11 protein-coding genes are annotated in these 17,897 nt (G+C 35.3%); 8 read left to right on the top strand and 3 right to left on the bottom strand.

Annotated elements, in window-relative coordinates:
- Positions 1–365 precede the first annotated feature (365 nt).
- On the bottom strand, positions 366–1,577 hold the full coding sequence (gene hmpA / locus FLAPXU55_RS16380) for an NO-inducible flavohemoprotein (protein ID WP_180859501.1): 1,212 nt from the start codon (positions 1,575–1,577) through the stop codon (positions 366–368).
- A gap of 713 nt (positions 1,578–2,290) precedes the next feature.
- On the opposite strand from hmpA, the gene FLAPXU55_RS16375 reads away from it, so the two are divergent.
- Both FLAPXU55_RS16375 and nagB read left to right on the top strand, forming a co-directional pair.
- Complete coding sequence (locus tag FLAPXU55_RS16375; protein WP_180859500.1) at positions 2,291–4,390, top strand: alpha-L-fucosidase; 2,100 nt, start codon at positions 2,291–2,293, stop codon at positions 4,388–4,390.
- A gap of 139 nt (positions 4,391–4,529) precedes the next feature.
- Complete coding sequence (gene nagB / locus FLAPXU55_RS16370) at positions 4,530–6,443, top strand: glucosamine-6-phosphate deaminase (RefSeq protein WP_180859498.1); 1,914 nt, start codon at positions 4,530–4,532, stop codon at positions 6,441–6,443.
- 556 nt (positions 6,444–6,999) lie between these two features.
- Here the strand turns inward: nagB and FLAPXU55_RS16365 are convergent.
- Both FLAPXU55_RS16365 and FLAPXU55_RS16360 read right to left on the bottom strand, forming a co-directional pair.
- On the bottom strand, positions 7,000–7,713 hold the full coding sequence (locus FLAPXU55_RS16365; RefSeq protein ID WP_073486976.1) for a LytR/AlgR family response regulator transcription factor: 714 nt from the start codon (positions 7,711–7,713) through the stop codon (positions 7,000–7,002).
- A 68-nt stretch (positions 7,714–7,781) separates the two neighbouring features.
- Entirely contained in the window at positions 7,782–8,840 is a 1,059-nt protein-coding gene (locus FLAPXU55_RS16360; RefSeq protein WP_053471174.1) for a sensor histidine kinase, read from the bottom strand.
- A gap of 121 nt (positions 8,841–8,961) precedes the next feature.
- On the opposite strand from FLAPXU55_RS16360, the gene FLAPXU55_RS16355 reads away from it, so the two are divergent.
- From FLAPXU55_RS16355 to FLAPXU55_RS16330, 6 genes are all read left to right on the top strand, one after another.
- On the top strand, positions 8,962–11,205 hold the full coding sequence (locus tag FLAPXU55_RS16355) for a GH92 family glycosyl hydrolase (RefSeq protein ID WP_180859496.1): 2,244 nt from the start codon (positions 8,962–8,964) through the stop codon (positions 11,203–11,205).
- A gap of 38 nt (positions 11,206–11,243) precedes the next feature.
- A complete protein-coding gene (locus tag FLAPXU55_RS16350; protein WP_180859494.1) occupies positions 11,244–13,121 on the top strand; it encodes a sodium:solute symporter family protein in 1,878 nt (625 codons plus the stop codon).
- Positions 13,122–13,443: 322 nt separating this feature from the next.
- A complete protein-coding gene (locus FLAPXU55_RS16345; RefSeq protein WP_180859492.1) occupies positions 13,444–14,409 on the top strand; it encodes a glycoside hydrolase family 130 protein in 966 nt (321 codons plus the stop codon).
- A 7-nt stretch (positions 14,410–14,416) separates the two neighbouring features.
- The gene (locus FLAPXU55_RS16340) at positions 14,417–15,487 is read left to right on the top strand and encodes a carbohydrate-binding family 9-like protein (protein WP_180859490.1); all 1,071 of its coding nucleotides are present in this window, start codon (positions 14,417–14,419) and stop codon (positions 15,485–15,487) included.
- 14 nt (positions 15,488–15,501) lie between these two features.
- Positions 15,502–16,581: a putative glycoside hydrolase gene (locus FLAPXU55_RS16335; protein WP_180859488.1), complete on the top strand. Its 1,080-nt coding sequence runs from the start codon at positions 15,502–15,504 to the stop codon at positions 16,579–16,581.
- A gap of 173 nt (positions 16,582–16,754) precedes the next feature.
- Entirely contained in the window at positions 16,755–17,780 is a 1,026-nt protein-coding gene (locus tag FLAPXU55_RS16330; RefSeq protein WP_180859486.1) for an isoaspartyl peptidase/L-asparaginase family protein, read from the top strand.
- Positions 17,781–17,897: the final 117 nt, after the last annotated feature.

The raw sequence follows: 17,897 nt of genomic DNA, 5'->3' as shown, positions 1-17,897 counted from the left end.
ATATAAAATAAAAAAGGGCTGTCTCTACTTTTGAGACAGCCCTTTTTGCTTTCCTGCAAGGTTTCCAAAACCTTGTAGGTATTCTAAGGCAGTATATTTCAGTAAAATTTAAACCTACAAGGTTTTGGAAACCTTGCAGGAGTTGAAACCTATATTAGGAATCTTTTTTATTGGAAAATATAAAAAATGAAAACAAGTTCGAAATCAAACCAGCAACCAGCCAGGAACGCATCCAAAAAAATAAAAAAATAGATTTATTTGAGCAGTTAATACTGGCGAGAGTTAAAGTTATAAAAAACGTTGTTGTCAGATTTTGAAGTACTTGAATTAATAATTTCCTATTATAAAACCGGACAATGTTCATCTTAATTCAAATTGATAAGCTGAGGTCCAAATTCTTCGTAGAAAATATTTTCCTGACTTACATTTAAATTAATAAGCGCTTCATATTGTGTTTTAATAAACATTTCAGGCCCGCAGATATAATATCTGGCTTCTTCTAATAAAATAGAATCTTTGCATTTATGAAGATCAACTCGACCCTGAATTACTTCATTCGAAATCACATTTTCCGGCGTTACAGCATCATAAAAAGTAAAAGTTTCCAAGTGATTTGCTTCTTCTTTTAAAGCTGAAATCTGATCTTTAAAAGCGTGAACAGATTCATTTCTGCAACCGTGAATCCAGATTGTTTTTTTATTCTGAATTGAATTTAAATTTGTTTCCAGCATGCTTAACATTGGCGTAAGCCCAACTCCGCCGCTTATTAATACTAACGGATTTTCAGAATCTTTTTCTAAATGAAACAATCCTGCAGGAGAAGAAATCGAAATAACATCGCCTTCAGATTTTGAGTGCATAGTATTCGAAACCCATCCGTTTGGATTTGGCGCAATTCCGCTTTCTTTTTTTACAGAAATTCTGTAATATTCAGGATTAAAAGTGCTTGACAAACTATATTGTCTTGGCTGTAAAAGATTCAGCTCAGTCACAAAAACCTGAACGCTGATAAACTGTCCGGGATGGAAATCAGCAATTTGTTTTCCATCTTCTGGATAAAGATAAAAGGATTTTATTTCGGCCGATTCTTCAACAATTTTTTTAATAACGAATTTTCTCCAGCCATTCCAGCTTCCCGGTTTTGCCACATTTTCTTCGTATAAACCTTTTTCAAGATTAATCATAATATCGGCAAGTTCGTAAAAGGCAACTGTCCAGGCTTCCAGAATTGGCAGTGTAGCAGCTTCCCCAAAAACTTCTCCAATAGAATCAATAAGATGTGTTCCTACGATTTTATATTGTTCCGGCTGAATATTTAGGCTTCGGTGTTTGGTTCCAATTCCTTTTAATACGCCAATTAAAACTGACGGATCTTCAATATTTTCGGCGTAAGCCAAAACTGCATTTGCCAGCGCCGATTTTTGTCTTCCGTTTGCCTGATTTCCCATATTAAACATATTTCGCAATTCAGGATGATGCTTAAACATTCTGGCATAAAAATAATTGGTAAGGTCTTCGCCGCTCGCTCGTAAAATTGGAATCGTAGCTTTTATAAGCTCTTTTTGTTGTGGATTCATTTTGAATAATTTGATTAGGATTTAAAATTGAAATTCTAAGAAATAAAAGGCCTTAGAACTTATATTCGCAAATTTAATCCCACAGTATTGCTCCATTTTATGATTCAAATCATAATGGAAGAAGTTTTTTTGTTTCAGCTTTCAAGTTTCAGGTTGGGATAAAATTATTTTTTCACAAAATATATATTCTCATTTTATTCCGTAGAGACGCACAGCAGTGCGTCTACGTCTCGAATATCAAACATTGTGGTTACGTTGCGCAAGACGCACTGCTGTGCGTCTCTACGATATACGTTGTGTTGATTTTTATTTTTTTTGAATTGCCTCCAGCTTTAGCTGGAGGTAAAAAAGGTTATTAAGAAAGGGCTTTAGCAAAAACTTCAAAGTTTGGCTAAAGCCTTTCATGTTTTCATATTTTAAACCTCCAGCTAAAGCTGGAGGCAATTCATTTTTGTAAAGAATTGAATATTCTCATTTTATTCCGTAGAGACGCACAGCAGTGCGTCTACGTCTCGAATATCAAACATTGTGGTTACGTTGCGCAAGACGCACTGCTGGTGCGTCTCTACAATATGCTTTGTGTTGATTTTTATTTTTTTACAATTAATAATCAACAATCAACAATTCAAATCCGTTGTTGGTCGAAATTCTGCGTTGCGAAATTTCAATTTATAGTACATTTATGTTTACAGACTATTTTAAGTAAATCAGCAATGAAAAATATCTTTCTTTCCATATGTTTTTTTTGTTTAATTTCCAGCGGTTTTAGTCAGGAATTGGCAAATGCTCCAAAACCTTTTGGGCCGCTTCCTACGCAAAAACAAATCGACTGGCAGGAAATGGAATTTTATGCTTTTGTGCATTTTTCATTAAATACATTTACCAACAAAGAATGGGGTTACGGCGATGAATCTCCTGAATTGTTTAATCCAACAAATTTAGATGTTCGCCAGTGGGTGCGCATTGTGAAAGCGGCTGGAATGAAAGGAATTATTTTGGTTGCGAAACATCACGACGGATTCTGTTTATGGCCGTCGGCATATACGGAACGTTCTGTGAAAAATTCTCCGTGGAAAAATGGAAAAGGCGATTTGGTTAAAGAATTGGCCGCAGCCTGTAAAGAATACAATTTAAAATTAGGATTATATCTTTCGCCTTGGGACAGAAACCGCGCCGATTATGGCAAACCAGAATATGTAACGTATTTTAGAAATCAGCTGAAAGAATTATTGACCAATTACGGAGATGTTTTCGAAATGTGGTTTGACGGTGCAAACGGCGGAGACGGTTATTATGGCGGAGCCAATGAAATCCGAAAAATCAATACGCTTGAATATTACAATTGGGATGAAACCTATAAATTAATTTACAAAACCGCACCTAAAACATTGGTTTGGGGAGTTGGCCCTTCTGAAGCGCGATGGATTGGAAATGAAGATGGCCGTGCCGGAGAAACAAACTGGTCGCTTTTACGCCAAAAAGATGAATTGGCCGGAAAAGTGCATTATACCGAATTTATGTCGGGACATGAAGATGGGGAAAAATGGGTTCCGGGTGAAGCCGATGTTTCAATCAGACCGGGATGGTTTTATCATTCGGTTGAAGATGATAAAGTGCGTCCGCTGGATGAAATGGTTGATATTTATTATGAATCGGTTGGACGAAATGCTACTTTATTATTGAATCTTCCGGTTGATAAAAGAGGTTTGGTTCACGAAAATGATGAAGCCAGATTAAAAGAATTGGTTGCAACCATAAAAGCTGATTTTAAAACCGAATTATTATCTAAAACAAAAATTGCTGCGGATAATGTTAGAGGAAATAGTTTAGAATTTTCTGCAAAAAATGTTTCTGACGGAAATAAAAGCACCTATTGGGCAACAGATGATAATGTAAAAACCGCTTCGATAACTTTTGAATTTGAAAAACCTACAGATATAAACCGAATTTTACTTCAGGAATATATTGCGCTTGGACAGCGTGTAAAAGCTTTTAATATTGAAGCTAAAGTTGATGGAAACTGGAAAACGGTTGCAAACGAAACTACGATTGGTTACAAACGAATTTTAAGAATCGACAGAGTTAAAGCATCAGCATTAAGAATCAATATTACCGATTCAAAAGCCAATATTGTGATTTCAAATATTCAGGCTTACAACGCGCCAACTTTTGTGCGTATGCCGGAAATTCAGCGTGATAAAAATGGCGATGTAACGATAAAATCTGAAGATGGAAATCCAGTTTATTATTCGCTTGACGGAAAAAATCCAACGAAAAAAAGTGCTTTATATAAAGGAGTATTTCGGGTTAATAAAGCGGTTACTATAAAAGCCGTTGCTATTGATGCTGTAGAAAATATAAGCAGTGCTGTAAAAACGGCAAAATATGGTGCATCAAAAGAAAACTGGAAAATAGTTTCGGCTTCAAGCGGGGATTTAAAATCAGCTGATCGGGTTATCGATGGGAATCCAAATACAGATTGGAGTTTCGGTAATGATCAAAATAAACTTCCGCAGGAAATAACTATTGATATGGGAAGTCTTTTAAACTTAAACGGTTTTACGTATGTACCGCAACAAGTGGGTAATAATCTTAATTTAATTTCCAATTACGAATTCTACATAAGTGCTGATAATGTTAACTGGACATTGCAGTCTGAAGGTGAATTTTCGAATATAAAGCACAATCCAATCGAGCAGGTTAAGACTTTCAAAAAAGCTAAAGCCAGATATATTCGTTTTGTTGCCAAGTCAGCGGTAGGGAAGGGTTCAACAGTTTCTATTGCAGAATTAAATATTATTGAAACATTATAATGGTCTTTAAATTGGAATCTTTTTGCTTAAAGTTTCCAATTTTGTCCTATAGCGAAGGTAACAGGTTATTAGTCGAATTTTTGATTATTTACATTATGTAATATTTAATTTTATACTAAATAATTACAACAACAGGCAAATGATTAAAGAAAGTATAAATTTCAAAGAGGCTGGAAAGTTCGAAGAAACGCGTTTTGAAAAGATACACAATGTAATTTTCGATTCGTCTAAAGAAGCTTCGATTTTAGTTGCTCAGGAAATCGCCAATATAATTCAAAGAAAAGAAGAGTTAAACGAACCTTGCGTTTTAGGTTTGGCAACAGGATCTTCACCTATAAAAGTATACGAGGAATTAGTTCGTCTTCATAAAGATGAAGGTTTAAGTTTTGAAAACGTAGTGACTTTCAATTTGGATGAATATTATCCAATGGATAAAAAAGATATTCAGAGTTACTGGTATTTCATGCACGAGCATCTTTTTAATCATGTTAATATTCTGCCTCAAAATATCAATATTCCTGACGGAAGTATCAGCAATGAAGACCTTCAGCAATATTGCATCGATTATGAAATGAAGATCAAAGCTTACGGCGGATTGGATTTTCAGCTTTTAGGAATTGGAAGAACGGGACATATCGGGTTCAATGAGCCGGGATCTCACGTAAATTCTGGAACCAGAAGCATTACATTAGATCACTTAACGCGTGTTGATGCGGCATCTTCATTTTTAGGAATTGATAATGTGCCTAAAAAAGCAATTACAATGGGAATTGGTACAGTAAAAAATGCCAAAAGAATTGTACTTCTTGGATGGGGAATCAGCAAAGCAGAAATTATAAAGAAAACAATCGAAGGTGAAATTTCATCTCGGGTTCCGGCGACGTATTTACAACAGCACAACAACACAACTTTTGTTTTAGATACCGAAGCTTCATCAGAATTAACGAGAGTAAAAACGCCTTGGTTGGTAAAATCTGTAATCTGGACAGACGAATTGAAATTGAAAGCGGTGGCTTGGTTAAGCGAATTAACTAAAAAACCTTTCTTAAAACTGACTGACAAAGATTATAATGATAACGGAATGTCAAGCGTTTTAAGCGAAGAAGGAACTGCATATAATTTGAATATCAAAATGTTCAACAAAATGCAGCAGACTATTACGGGCTGGCCGGGAGGAAAACCAAATGCAGATGATACGTACAGACCTGAACGCGCTACTCCGGAAAGAAAAAGAATTATCATTTTTAGTCCGCATCCAGATGATGATGTTATCTCAATGGGAGGAACTTTTGACAGATTGGTAGAGCAGGGGCATGATGTTCATATTGCATACCAGACTTCTGGAAATATTGCAGTTTCGAATCAGGAAGCTTTAAAGTTTGCTGAAATTTCTAAGGCATTAAATGCTAATTCTGGTGAAGCGGAAAAGATTATTGACTTTTTGAAAAACAAAAAAAGTAATGATATCGATTCGTTAGAAGTTAGAAAATTAAAAGGGTTGATTAGAAGAAGTGAATCTCTGGCAGCAACACGTTATTTAGGTTTGCCGGATTCTAATGTAAACTTCCTTGATCTTCCTTTTTATGAAACGGGAACGGTAAAGAAAAATAATCTTGGTGAAGCGGATATCGAAATTATGTGCGATATCATTGAAAGAATAAAACCTCATCAAATTTACGCAGCTGGAGATTTAGCAGATCCACACGGAACGCACAAAGTTTGTCTGGACAGTTTATTTGAAGCTTTGAAACGATTGAAACACAAAAGTTATATGGATGACTGCTGGGTTTGGTTGTACCGAGGTGCTTGGCACGAATGGGAAACGTACCAAATTGAAATGGCGGTTCCGATGAGTCCGGATCAGGTGCTGAAAAAACGTCACGCGATTTTCTATCACCAATCTCAAAAAGATGGTGTAATGTTCCAGGGAGATGACAGCCGTGAATTCTGGATTAGAGCAGAAGACAGAAACAGATTAACAGCAGAAAAATATCACGCTTTAGGTTTAGCAGATTATTCTGCAATCGAAGCTTTCAAGAGATATTTCTTCTAAGAAAATATTTAAAATAAAATAGACTATTTCATGTGGTTTATTTGGTTAGTTACCAAGTTTTGAAATGCAGCCGTGGTTGGCTGCATTTTTTTTATGCTTGTTTTTGAGATTTAACCACAAAGTTTTTTTTACCGCAAAGAGCGCTAAGGTTTACGCAAAGTTCGCAAAGTTTTTTTTTAGCTTTATCATTAAAAGAAGCTGAAGGACACAAAGCTGTTCGTCATTTTTTGTCACCCTGAGCGAAGTCGAAGGGCACAAAGAAGCTCCGCAAAGTTTTTCCTCAATAAATATTCAACACAATGTTGTCATTTCGAGGAACGAGAAATCTCCGCAAGTAGCTCGACAAAGATTGTCGATTATCGTTATCGAGCTACTTGCGGAGATTTCTCGTTCCTAGAAAAGACAAACCTCAACTAAAGCAAAAAACCTTTGTCAAAGTTTTAAACTTTGACAAAGGTTTTTTTATATAAAAAGTTCGCAAAGCTTTGTGCCCTTCGACTTCGCTCAGGGTGACAAAAAATGAGAGAAAAAACTTTGCGCTCTTTGCGGTTAAATACTATATAGAAGAATTCAAAATTCTCTGCTTAACATGATCAATATACGATCTTCCAATAACGTATCTAAGTCCTTCAATTTCAATGCTGTTTCCTTCAACGGCGTCGATTTTGTCAATTGCAATCGTGTACGAACGGTGAATTCTCAGGAAGTTTTTTTCTGGCAGTAAATCTGTAAAGTCAGATAAAGTGCTGTGAATGATATATTTTCCCGTTAAGGTGTTTATTTTTAAGTAATCTTTTAAGCTTTCGATAACCAGAATCTCATTGAAGAAAATCTTCTTCATTCTTTTTTTGTCGATTTTCACGAAAATAAAAGGGCTGTCTGTGGTATTTTCTTGCGGAGAATTGGTTTTATTTTCAAGCCTTTTGCTGATTTTGTTCAGCGTTTTCATTAATCTTGGAAACTCGATTGGTTTTACCAGATAATCTAAAACGTCGAGTTCGTAAGTTTCAATTGCAAACTGACTGTAAGCACTTGTAATAACTAATAATGGTGGGTTTTCAAGACTTTTTATAAAATTAATTCCGTCAAGAACAGGCATATTAATGTCAAGAAAAATAACATCAACTCTATTATTTTTCAGAAAATTTAAGCCTTCAATTGGATTGCTAAAAGTATCTATTACCTCAAAATTCTCAATCGGCTCTAAATAGTTTTTTATAACATTGATTGCCAATGGCTCATCGTCAATAATCAAACATTTTATTTTCATTTCTATAATCTTATGTTTTTGAGCGAAATAATTTAGCAGGTAATCTTATATACGAGAAAAAGCTGCATTTAGGTTACTTTAATCACAAGCTTCACGACAAAAATATTCTTTTTATTTTTAAATGAAAGCTTATAGTCATTTTTATTATATCCTAATTCCAGTCTTTTTTTGACATTTTCGATACCTATACCACTTGACTTGTTAAAATTATCCTGATGCTGCGTAATTTCTGGCGTTGGATTTGAAATCGTAAAATGCAGGAAATCCCCTTTTACTTTAAAATCAATGTTAATCCTGACTTTTCCTGTGTTTTTGTTTACACCGTGTTTAAAGGCATTTTCAACAAAAGTCAGTAAAATCACCGGAGAAATCTCCTTATCGTGAATATCTCCCGAAACTTCCATGTTAACTTCAAGACGTTCGTCGTTTCTGATTCTTTCTAAATCCAGATAATTCTGAATACATAAAATTTCGTTTTCTAAACTTTGCTTTTTACCACTTGTATCATAAAGCATATAACGCATTAATTCTGAAAGTTTTAAAACAATCTTTGGCGTTTTATTCGATTTTTCTACAGATAAAGAATAGATGTTATTTAAAGTATTGAAGAAGAAATGCGGAGAGATTTGAGATTTCAGAAAAAGCAATTCGGTTTCTAATTGTGATTTCTCTAAATCGGTTACTCTTTTTTGCTCTTTTAAAAAGTCCAAAGTGATTTTAATTGCCGTAACAAAAGTGATTACGTACAATTCTCCCATCATCATATCAATGGTATAATTAAGTGTCAGTTTATCAATTGTCTGCGGACCTTCCGGCCATACATTGTGTGTGATTAACAAATAGGTAAGATTAAATTTTACCAATACCATAAGGAAGATGGCAGACAAAACCGCAAGAACATAAAGCACATACTTTTTTCTGTAAACCAGATACGGCATAAAAATCAGAATATTCAAATAACACAGCGTCATGTGAATAGGGAAACCCAGCAAATTGGTTTTTAGCGAATACAAATAGTCATTAAAATAACTTCCCCATCGAAAAGTATTAAATAAGAAATAAGTCAGCCAAAAAACCACATGATAATACAAAGGTACGCGGTATAATTTGTTAGAATTGAAATTCATAATATGAGTATGTTTTGTGACTTTTTTTGATGTTTATCTAAGTTTATGTGTTGTCCGTCTAAATAAGTTTTAATAAAAAGTCGGTTTGTTTAAATTTAAAGTTAAATTAAGGTTGTTTTATATGAAGAAAATTCTCGTGCCGGCTTTATTTGCAATTTTGGCTACAAGTTGTAAAATAAATGTAAACAAAAATAATAAACAGGAAAATATTTTTGTTGACCATGTTGATCCTTTTATTGGAACAGGTGGACACGGCCATACGTACCCTGGAGCTACGGTTCCTTTTGGGATGTTGCAAGTAAGTCCAGATAACGGAATCTCAAGCTGGGACTGGTGTTCAGGCTATCATTATTCAGATTCTATCGTTTCCGGTTTCAGTCATTTACACTTAAGCGGAACAGGAATTGGCGATTTGGCGGACATTTTATTTATGCCGACCAACAAAAAAGTCGATTTGACATTAAAAACAACTTCACGCGATCAATTACCTTATAAATCATTTTACAGTCATGTTAACGAAAAAGCAACACCGGGCTCTTACCAAGTTTTTCTTAAAGATCCTAAAATCAATGTAGAATTAACTTCTTCGCAAAGAACAGCGTATCATAAATATACATTTACAAAAAACGACAAACAATCTGTAATTGTCGATTTAGGATTTGCCATAAATTGGGACAAAGCCTTAAAAACCGGAATTACAATTGAAGACCAATATACTATAAGTGGTTACAGATATAGCAAAGGCTGGGCAGCAAATCAGAAAGTATTTTTTGTAGCCAAGTTTTCAAAACCTATTGCAGAATCAATTTTATCTGCTGATAAACAAATTGTTACCGGTAAAAAAGCAGATGCAGAAAATACATCGGCACAATTATTTTTTGATTCTAAAAATTCAGATGAATTATTTATAAAAATCGCTTTATCATCTGTAAGTGTGGCTAATGCCAAAGATAATCTGGACGGAGAAAAAGCCAATTTCGACAATACAAAATCAGAAGCCGCTTCGATTTGGAATAACGCATTAAGTAAAATTAAAGTTGAAACACCAGTAGATTCGTTAAAAACGATTTTTTATACTGCGATGTATCACGCACAAGTTGCCCCTGTAACCTATAGTGATAAAAACGGTCAATTTAGAAAAGAGGACGATCAAATTGTTACAGCAAAAGATTATACCGCTTATTCGACCTTATCACTATGGGATACTTTTAGAGCCGAAAATCCTTTATTGACTTTATTGGCTCCAGACAAAACTTCAGACATTGTAAACTCAATGTTAGCGTATTACGATACCAAAAAAATATTACCGGTTTGGACTTTATATGCGAATGAAACCAATACAATGACTGGTTATCATTCAATTCCTGTTATTGTCGATGCGTACTTAAAAGGTATAAAAGGTTTTGATGCCGAAAAAGCTTTCGAAGCCATGAAAGCCACCATGATGCAGGACGAGCGAGGTTTAAACTTCTACAAAAAATACGGATATATACCTTATAACTTATTAGACGAATCGGTTACAATTACTTTAGAATATGCTTACGACGATTGGTGTGTGGCGAAAATGGCAAAAGCATTAGGAAAAAATGCTGATTACGAATTTTTCTTAAAACGTTCTCAGGCATACCAATATTTATTTGATCCGAAAACAGGATTCATGAGAGGAAAATCAGATGATGGAAAATCATGGAATGAACCTTTCGATCCAAAACATTCGAACCACAGAGAACATACGGATTATACAGAAGGAAATGCCTGGCAGCACAGTTGGTTTGTACCGCAAAATGTTGATAATTTAATTTCAATACACGGTGGAAATGAAACCTTTACTAAACGTTTAGAACAATTATTTACCGAAAGTTCTGAAATTACAGGAAACAATGTTTCGGCGGATATTTCAGGATTAATTGGACAATACGCACACGGAAACGAACCAAGTCACCACATTGCGTATATGTTCAATCATGCAGGACAGCCTTGGAGAACGCAATATTGGGTTCGTCATATTTTAGATACACAATACAATACAACACCAAACGGATTAAGCGGTAACGAAGACTGCGGACAAATGTCGGCTTGGTATGTTTTCAGTTCAATGGGATTATACCCAATGAATCCGGCATCGGGAGAATACGAAATTGGAAGTCCTATTTTCGAGAAAGCAACCATCAATCTTGAAGGCGGAAAAACTTTTGTAATTGAAGCACAAAATGTTTCAAACAAAAACTTTTATATCCAGTCGGCAACTTTAAACGGAGTCGAATTCAATCAAACAGCAATCACACATCAACAGATTTTAAAAGGCGGGGTTTTACATTTTGTAATGGGACCTCAGCCAAATAAAAACTGGGGAACAAAAAAATAAAACAAAAAACGTAACTAACCTACTAACAAATATATTTAATGGATATTATTGACGTATCGATAATCGTAGCTTACATTCTGCTCTCAGTGAGTATCGGAATTTGGATTTCAAGAAAAGCAAAACAGGGATTGGATGATTATTTTCTTGGCGGAAAAACAATCAAATGGTATTTTTTAGGTCTAAGTAACGGATCTGGAATGTTTGATGTTTCCGGAACTTCCTGGATGATTGGGGTACTTTTTCTATACGGAGTAAAAAGTTTCATGTTCATGTGGCTTTGGCCAATATGGAACCAGATTTTCGTAATGATGTTCCTTGCAGTCTGGATTAGAAGATCAAAAGTAATGACAGGTTCTGAGTGGATTTTAACCCGTTTTGGAAGTGACAGAGCCGGAAAAGCATCGCATATTATTGTGGCAATTTTTGCTATTATTTCTACAATTGGTTTTATCGCTTATTTCTTCGAAGGAATCGGAAAATTTGTAACCATTATTCTTCCGTGGGATTTAACGCTTCATTATGGTGATTTAATTTTGTTGACTTCAGAGCGTTCTTACGCGTTAATCATCATCTTTTTAACTACGATTTATACCGTTAAAGGCGGAATGTTTTCTGTAGTTGCGACAGAAGTTGTACAATATTTAATCATGATTGTAGCCGGAGTTTTAATTGCCGGATATGCATTTGTCAATTATACTGATATTCAGATAAATTCGGTTATTACCGAGGAATGGAAAAATGTTTTCTTCGGATGGCAGTTTGAAACCCAGTGGAGTGATAAATTCCAAACCTTCAATAATTTAATTGATTCTGAAGGTTACAAAATGTTTGGTGCTTTCATCGGAATGACGTTGTTCAAAGGTTTCTTTGCAAGTGTCGCAGGGCCAACGCCGAGTTACGATTTACAACGTGTTCTTTCTACAAAATCTGTAAAAGAAGCAGCTTATATGAGTGGTTTCACGAACTTAATTTTATTCATTCCGAGATACTTATTAATTACCGGAATCGTGGTAATTGCGTTGGTAAACTTAGCTCCTGAATTAAATGCCAACACAGGTTTAACCGGAGCCGATTTAGAATTATTAATGCCAAAAGTGGTCAATTTATATATTCCGGTTGGAATAAAAGGAATTCTTTTAGCAGGTTTATTAGCCGCTTTTATGTCGGGATTCTCAGCTTTCGTAAATGCGGGGCCGGCATATATTGTAAATGATATTTATAAAAAATACTTTAAGCCAGTTGCGACAAATGCACATTATATTAAAGTAAGCCAGATTTCTTCTTTTCTTGTAGTTGGTTTAGGAGTTTTCATGGGATTCTTTGCAGATTCGATCAATTCCTTAACGCTTTGGATTACAAGTGCTTTATACGGAGGTTATGTTGCCGCAAATTTCCTAAAATGGATTTGGTGGCGTTTTAATGGATGGGGTTATTTCTGGGGAATGTTCGCCGGATTAATTGTAGCTTCTTTACAATTTGCTTTAGGTCAGGCCAAAGGAAGTTTAACCGAAGGATCATTTTTATACGATTTAGCACAAGTACAAGCGATTTATTTATTTCCAATAATATTTGGTTTCTCTATTTTAGGATGTGTTTTAGGAACGTTCTTAAGTAAACCAACAGACATGGAAGTTTTAAAATCGTTCTACGCAAACGTAAGACCTTGGGGATTCTGGGGTCCGGTTTATAAAGTATTAAAGTCAGAAGATTTTACTTTCGAAAAAAACAATGATTTCTGGAGAGATATGATGAATTGCGCGATTGGAATTATTTGGCAGTCAAGTATGATTTTGCTTCCGATATTTTTTATCATCAGAGATTATCCAAAAGCAATTACGGCTTTGATTGTGTTTTTAGTAACGACGACGATATTGAAGTTTACGTGGTTGGATAAGGTTAGAAAAATTGAAGATTAGATAAGACATACAGTTTGTCATTTCGAGGAACGAGAAATCGCACACGAAACTCGACAAAGATTGACGATTTAGATTGCGGAATTTCTAGTGCGATTTCTCGTTCCTCGAAATGACAAAACTGAAAAAAAATTAAACACATAGAAACATAGTTTTAAGTGTGTATAAAAAAGAATACAAAAGAAACTAGTTTCTAACACATAGCTATGTTTGTTGATGCAAGTGAAACGCCTTTAAGCGGTTTTCAAAAACTATGTTTCTATGTGTTTAAACAAATGACAAAAGTGAGAGAATAAAAAAACAAAACAATAAAAAAACAAAAAAAATGAGCAGTATTCCTTGGCAAGACAGACCCGAAAACAGTAACGATGTAATGTGGAGATATTCTGAAAATCCAATTATCGACAGATATGCAATACCATCATCAAACAGTATTTTTAATAGTGCTGTAGTTCCTTTTGGAGATGGTTATGCGGGAGTTTTCAGATGTGATAACAAAGCGGTTCAAATGAATATTTTTGCCGGCTTTAGTAAAAACGGAATCGATTGGGACATTAACCACGAACCAATTGTAATGCAGTCTGGTAATACAGATATGATCGAATCTGCTTATAAATATGATCCGCGTGTGGTTTTCATTGAAGATCGTTATTGGATTACATGGTGTAATGGTTACAACGGACCAACTATTGGAATTGGATATACTTTTGACTTTAAAGAGTTTTTTCAATGCGAAAATGCCTTTTTACCATTCAACAGAAATGGTGTTTTATTCCCTCAAAAAATAAACGGAAAATACGCCATGTTAAGCCGTCCAAGTGATAACGGACATACGCCATTTGGAGATATCTGGATCAGCTACAGCCCGGATATGAAATATTGGGGAGAACATAGATTAGTAATGAAACCAACTCCGTTTGAAGACAGCGCATGGCAATGTACAAAAGTAGGAGCAGGGCCAATTCCTATTTTAACAAACGAAGGCTGGCTGATGATCTATCACGGCGTTATCAATACCTGCAACGGTTTCCGTTATGCAATGGGTTCAGCACTTTTAGATGTTGATTCACCAGACAAAGTAAAATACAGAACACAGCCTTATTTATTAGGTCCGGCAGAGATTTATGAAATGGTTGGAGATGTGCCAAATGTTGTTTTCCCATGTGCCGCTTTACACGATACAGAGGAAGATAAATTAGCCGTTTATTATGGTGCTGCCGATACCGCCGTAGCCATAGCATTTGGTAAATTAAGTGAAGTAATTCAGTTTACAAAAGATAACAGTTTATAGAAAAAGCATGCGTTTAAAAATTCAATGGTTAACAGTTGTTTTAGTTTCTTTTTCGGTTGCGGGATTTTCTCAATCGAAGAAAAATACCATTATTCCTAAAACATACGTCGCGGCAAAAACGGCAAGTCCAATTACAATTGACGGAGATGAATCTGATGCTTCATGGAGTAAAGCAGACTGGACTGATCTTTTTGAAGATATAGAAAACGGCATTAAACCCAAGTATGCAACAAAAGTAAAAATGCTGTGGGACGAAACCAATTTTTATATTTTAGCAAAGATGGAGGAGCCGCACGTTTGGGCCAATTTAAAACAGCGTGACACTATTATTTTTTACAACAATGATTTCGAAGTTTTTATAGATCCCGACAGCGACACTTTTAACTATTACGAATTAGAAATAAACGCCTTGAACACTGCTTGGGATCTATTTTTATCAAAACCTTATAGAGAAAATGATCTCGTAGTTTTAAACGACTGGAATATTCCGGGTTTAAAATCGGCAGTTAAAGTTCAGGGAACGCTTAATAATCCAACAGATACTGATCAAGGCTGGACTTTAGAAATGGCAATTCCGTGGGCATCTTACAAAACCTCTTATTTCGATCAAAATTTACCAGTCGATAAATTCTGGAGAGTTAATTTTTCAAGAGTAAACTGGCAGCATTCCCTTGTTGACGGAAAATACGAACGCAAAAAAGACGCCGACGGAAAATTTCTTCCGGAATACAATTGGGTTTGGTCGCCAATGGGAGTCATCAATATGCACGAACCTGAAAAATGGGGCTATGTTTATTTTTCTTCAAAAGAAGGAAAAGATACCTTTACAATTCCGCAGGACGAAAAAGTAAAATGGGAACTTTACAATTTATACAGAGCCCAAAAAGAATATTTTCAAAAGAATAAAATTTGGGCAAAATCGCTGGCGAATCTAACAAAAGAAAACATCAGTGTTGATAATAAAATTTTAAAACCTATCTTAGAAAATCATTCCAGCGGATATAATATTTCTGTAAAAAGCCCTTTTTCGAATCAAACATTTGTGATAAAAGAGGACGGGAAAATAATAGCAAAATAAACCACAAAACCACTATGAAACTACCAAAACTATTACTTTTTTTCCTGGCATTCAGCATTTTTTCGTGTGCCAAAAAAGAAGAAACCACCTCATTTAAATTTGCTGTCTGGACAACCGCAGATGCCAAAAAATCAGACGCAGATTATACCAAAGAATTCAAAAAATACAAAGACGGCGGAATCGACGAAGTATTAATCAATACGACAACAGATCCAAAACTTTTAAAAAGATTAGTGCCGCTTGCAACAAAAGAAGGCCTAAAAGTTCACGCCTGGATTATGGCAATGAACCGTCCAAATGATTCAGTTGCGTTACAGCATCCAGATTGGTATCAGGTAAGCAAAGAAGGAAAATCTTGTTTCGACAATCGCCCGTATGTGGATTATTACCAATGGTTATGCCCAACCAGAAAAGAATCAAGAGAACACGTTTTACATTTAGTTGAAGAATTAGCAAAAGTTGAAGGAATCGAAAGTGTTCACTTAGATTATATTCGTTTCCCGGACATCTTTTTACCAATTAGTTTACTGCCAAAATACAACTTGGTTCAGGATGTAGAATTACCTCAATTTGATTTTTGTTATTGTGACGAATGTGTAAAAGCATTCGAAAAAATTCACCATAAAAATCCAAAAGAAAGCCACAATACTTCTATCGATATGGAGTGGAAAAACTTCCGTTTAAATGCGATAAAAGCGGTTGTTGATGATGCCTGTAAAATTGCACACAAGCACAACAAACAATTAACTGCAGCCGTATTTCCTTATCCTGAAATGGCAGACCACATGGTACTTCAGCGTTGGGACAAATGGAATATCGACGAAGTATATCCAATGATTTACCACAGTTTTTACAATGAAGAAATTGACTGGGTTGGTTACGCAACAAAACAAGGTGTTGCTGATTTAGAAGATAAGAAAACGAAAATCAATACAGGAATTTATATTCCGGGATTGAAAAATGATAAAGAGCTAAAACAAGCTATTTTAGAAGCAAAAGAAAATGGAGCAGTAGGAGTTTCATTTTTCGACGGAAATGCATTGTCTGAAAGCAATTTAAAGACAATCAAAGAAACAAAAGCAAGTTTAAAGTAATATTTTTTTTAACACATAGAAACATAATGTAGATAATTCAACTTTGTCAAAATTTTAAACTTTGACAAAGTTCAAGCGATAAAACTATGTTTGTTAATGCAAGTGAAACGCCTTTTATTCGGTTCTAAAAGCTATGTTCCTATGTGTTTAAATAAAACTAAAAGTAAAAAAGCATGTCAAATAGAAGAGACTTTATCAAGAAAGCAGCTTTAGGCGCAGCAGCCGTAAGTTCTGTAGGCTTTAGCGGATTTGCAAAAGTGAAAGAAAATGAAAAAGAAGGCGCATTAGGATTTCCTTCAAAAAAAGTAAAAAAGCCGGTTATTATTTCAACTTGGAATCACGGTTTACCTGCTAATAAAGAAACCTGGGAACAATTAAAAGCCGGAAAACCAGCATTAGACGCCATTGAAGCCGGAATGAAAATTCCAGAAGCAGATCCAAATGTACGTAGCGTAGGTTATGGAGGATATCCGGATCGCGAAGGAAAAGTAACGCTGGATGCCTGTATTATGGACCATAATAGCAATTGCGGTTCGGTTTGTTTTTTACAGGGAATTATGCATCCTATTTCTGTAGCAAAAAGAGTATTGCAAAATACACCGCACGTAATGCTTGCCGGACAAGGTGCATTGCAGTTTGCATTATCAGAAGGATTTAAAGAAGAAAATTTACTAACTCCGGAATCTGAAAAAGACTGGAAAAAATGGCTGGAAGATTCAAAATACAAACCAGTTATTAATATAGAAAATCACGATACCATAAGCATGCTAATGTTAGACCAGGATGGAAACCTTTCTGGTGGCTGTACTACAAGTGGTGCAGCCTGGAAAATGCACGGACGCGTCGGTGACTCCCCAATAATCGGCGCGGGTCTTTTTCTGGATAACGAAGTAGGCGCAGCAGCGGCAACCGGTTTAGGCGAAGCTGTAATTAGAACCGCAGGAAGTGCCATGGTTGTTGAATTAATGCGTCAGGGAAAATCGCCGTATGATGCCTGTAAAGAAATTACAGAACGTATTTACAACAAACACAAAAACCACAAAGACATGGAATATCTGCAAGTTGGTTTTATTGCTTTAAATAAAAACGGAGAACATGCAGGTTACAGTTTGAGATCAGGTTTTAATTATGCCGTTTCTGATGATGAAAAAGGGCATAGAATGGAAGACGCTAAATTTAAAATGTCTTGGGATAAATAGACCAGTTTGTCATTTCGACGAAGGAGAAATCGCACACGTAACTCGACAAAGATTGAGGATTTAGATTACGGAGTTTCTAGTGCGATTTCTCGTTCCTCGAAATGACAAATGAGAATA

This window comes from Flavobacterium panici (genome assembly GCF_903819335.1).
In the GTDB taxonomy this organism is placed as follows: domain Bacteria; phylum Bacteroidota; class Bacteroidia; order Flavobacteriales; family Flavobacteriaceae; genus Flavobacterium; species Flavobacterium panici.
Note: the sequence above shows the minus strand (reverse complement) of the source record. Positions and strands in the feature narration are given on the sequence as shown.

Excerpts from the sequence above, each read along its gene's own strand:
- hmpA (WP_180859501.1), bottom strand. The coding sequence starts at position 1,577 with ATGAATCCACAACAAAAAGAGCTTATAAAAGCTACGATTCCAATTTTA.
- FLAPXU55_RS16375 (WP_180859500.1), top strand. The coding sequence starts at position 2,291 with ATGAAAAATATCTTTCTTTCCATATGTTTTTTTTGTTTAATTTCCAGC.
- nagB (WP_180859498.1), top strand. The coding sequence starts at position 4,530 with ATGATTAAAGAAAGTATAAATTTCAAAGAGGCTGGAAAGTTCGAAGAA.
- FLAPXU55_RS16365 (WP_073486976.1), bottom strand. The coding sequence starts at position 7,713 with ATGAAAATAAAATGTTTGATTATTGACGATGAGCCATTGGCAATCAAT.
- FLAPXU55_RS16360 (WP_053471174.1), bottom strand. The coding sequence starts at position 8,840 with ATGAATTTCAATTCTAACAAATTATACCGCGTACCTTTGTATTATCAT.
- FLAPXU55_RS16355 (WP_180859496.1), top strand. The coding sequence starts at position 8,962 with ATGAAGAAAATTCTCGTGCCGGCTTTATTTGCAATTTTGGCTACAAGT.
- FLAPXU55_RS16350 (WP_180859494.1), top strand. The coding sequence starts at position 11,244 with ATGGATATTATTGACGTATCGATAATCGTAGCTTACATTCTGCTCTCA.
- FLAPXU55_RS16345 (WP_180859492.1), top strand. The coding sequence starts at position 13,444 with ATGAGCAGTATTCCTTGGCAAGACAGACCCGAAAACAGTAACGATGTA.
- FLAPXU55_RS16340 (WP_180859490.1), top strand. The coding sequence starts at position 14,417 with ATGCGTTTAAAAATTCAATGGTTAACAGTTGTTTTAGTTTCTTTTTCG.
- FLAPXU55_RS16335 (WP_180859488.1), top strand. The coding sequence starts at position 15,502 with ATGAAACTACCAAAACTATTACTTTTTTTCCTGGCATTCAGCATTTTT.
- FLAPXU55_RS16330 (WP_180859486.1), top strand. The coding sequence starts at position 16,755 with ATGTCAAATAGAAGAGACTTTATCAAGAAAGCAGCTTTAGGCGCAGCA.